Origin of the sequence: Methanobrevibacter sp. UBA188 (assembly GCF_905234905.1) — an archaeon.
Classification (GTDB): Archaea; Methanobacteriota; Methanobacteria; order Methanobacteriales; family Methanobacteriaceae; genus Methanocatella.
The window spans coordinates 1-2,212 of record NZ_CAJOJM010000102.1 but is presented as its reverse complement, the minus strand read 5'-3'; the positions used below and the strand labels follow the sequence as shown (position 1 = coordinate 2,212).

Below are 2,212 nucleotides of genomic sequence, written 5' to 3'. Positions count from 1 at the left end.
ATTCATTTTCTTCCCTCCATGTCTTGAATAATAATTCCATCATGTCTGGAACTGTGTAAGTGTCGGGGTAAATGTAGGTAATATTATATTTTTCAAGGACTTTTGCAGTAATTGGGCCAATACAGACAACTAATAGGTTGTCATTTAACAGTTGTGCAAGTTTTTCTTTATCTTCTGCTATCTGGAAGAAATTTTCAACAGTCAAAGGGCTTGTAAAAGTGATTGCATCAATTTCCTTATTTTCAATTTTTTGTATCAGTTCCTGCACTGCATTTTCATCCATTGGGAACAGTGATTTGTATGCTTCAGCTAAAATCACTTCATTTCCAAGTTTTTCAAGTTCTTGGGGAAGGACTGGTCTTGCAGAAGCGGTTCTTGGAATGCCTATGATTTTGCCAGTGATTTCACGTTTTTTGAACTCTTCAATAAGGCCTTCGGCTGTAAAGTCTTCAGGCATCAAATCAACAGTCAACCCATTTTTTTCAGCTAATTTTCCGGTTTTATTACCAATAACAGCTAATTTGCACTTTAAAGTTGGAATAAAATCAGGATAGAATTTATTCAGTGAAACGATAGTTGTTGGAGATGTAAAGATAATCCAATCAAGTTCATCCTTTCTGGCTACCAGATTTTTTAGAGATTCTGTGTTGACAGGCTCCAAATCAAGTGTCGGTGCAAGAATTGCACTTCCACCTAGCTTTTCTACAATCTCACAAGCCTTTTTTGCCCTATCCTTTGGCCTTGTTATTGCAACAACAGGTTTTGACATTTTATATTACCTTCATTAATTTATAATATTATATGTTTTGTTTTTATTGGTTTAAATTATTTGTGTAATCATTAATTCTCAATGTAAAAGAATGCTATGAAATGCATGTTAAAAAACAATTATTATTTAATTGGCACAATATTTTACCAGACTGGTAATTGTTGCACATGTAAACAATTATATAATATAATCTCCTTATGTTTAAATAGGTGATAAGATGAGCAATGTATTGATAACATATTTCTCAGCAAGCGGAACAACAAAAAGCGTAGCAGAAAAGATAGCAGATGAAAACAGCTATGACATTTTTGAAATAACTCCTGTGGAAAAGTATACTGCAGCAGATTTGGACTATATGGATAAAAACTCAAGGTCAACCATTGAAATGAACGATAAAAGTTTCAGACCTCCAATTGCCGAAACATGTGACGTTTCAGGCTATGACATTGTAGCTATCGGTTTTCCCGTATGGTGGTACACTGCACCGACAATAATCAACACATTCATAGAAAGTGTGAACCTGAAAGGAAAGACAGTTAAGGTTTTCTGCACATCCGGAGGATCAGGTGTTGACAAGTGCGTAAGCGACCTTCAGGATACATATCCAGAACTTGACTTTTCAAAAGGTATGAGATTCATGGGAAATGTCTCTAAAGCAAAAGAGTGGATTGAAGATGAGTAAAAAGGTAGTAATCATAAGTTCATCTCCCAGAAAAGGCCAAAATTCAGATACGTTGTGTGATGAATTTTTAAGGGGCGCTCAGGATGCAGGCCATGAAGCGGTCAAGTATTTTCTTGAAGACATCGAGTTTTCATCATGCAAGGCCTGCTATAAATGCAAGACTTCCGAGATGAAGTGCTTTCAGGATGACGGCATAGCAGAAATTCTTGATGACATGATGGATGCTGATGTGATAGTCTATGCGACTCCGGTATATTATTATGAGATGTGCGGAACACTGAAAATGTTTTTCGACAGGTGTTATCCGATATTCAGGCATCTTGAAAACAAGGATTTTTATATAATTCTGGCTGCAGGAAGCAGTTGTGGCGATGCACTGACAGGACTTAAGAGTTTTATAGGATTTGCCAAAAATCCAACAATAAAAGAAGTGTTTGAAGTCTTTGGAAATGTAAAATCACAAAAAGATACTTTGAAAGAAGTGTATGATGCAGGTTTGAACTGCTAAAAAATAAAATTTCAAAATTTGTTGGAAAACATGAAAATAGTAGAAGATTATGCTCAGAGAGTGGCACAGGAAGCAGTTAAGAAAGAAAAAGAAAAATTTGAATCTGAATTAGAATCAAAAGATGAAAATTTGGTCATTAATTTAAGTAAAGAAGGTTATGGTGTTAAAGATATTGCAAGAATTGCTGATGTTAGCATTTCATTTGTAAACCAAACATTATCCAAATATCTTTCAATGACTTATTTTTTTTTAA

General features: G+C 34.7%; 4 protein-coding genes. 3 read left to right on the top strand and 1 reads right to left on the bottom strand.

Annotated features, from left to right (window positions below):
* Nucleotides 1–769, bottom strand: a 769-nt coding sequence (locus QZ143_RS09805; protein WP_292883744.1) for a uroporphyrinogen-III synthase, incomplete at its 3' end; no start/stop codon positions are given.
* A gap of 217 nt (nt 770–986) precedes the next feature.
* Between QZ143_RS09805 and QZ143_RS09800 the strand changes: the two genes are divergently transcribed.
* The 3 genes from QZ143_RS09800 to QZ143_RS09790 form a co-directional block, all read left to right on the top strand.
* Nucleotides 987–1,451 carry a flavodoxin gene (locus QZ143_RS09800; RefSeq protein ID WP_292883741.1) on the top strand — a complete coding sequence of 155 codons (465 nt, stop codon included), beginning with the start codon at nt 987–989 and terminating at the stop codon, nt 1,449–1,451.
* Nucleotides 1,444–1,959, top strand: coding sequence for a flavodoxin family protein (locus QZ143_RS09795; RefSeq protein WP_292883738.1), 516 nt, complete (start codon nt 1,444–1,446; stop codon nt 1,957–1,959). The genes QZ143_RS09800 and QZ143_RS09795 overlap by 8 nt, the downstream gene beginning before the upstream one ends.
* A gap of 30 nt (nt 1,960–1,989) precedes the next feature.
* Nucleotides 1,990–2,212 (top strand): hypothetical protein (locus tag QZ143_RS09790; protein ID WP_292883736.1); only part of this gene is annotated, 223 nt, incomplete at its 3' end.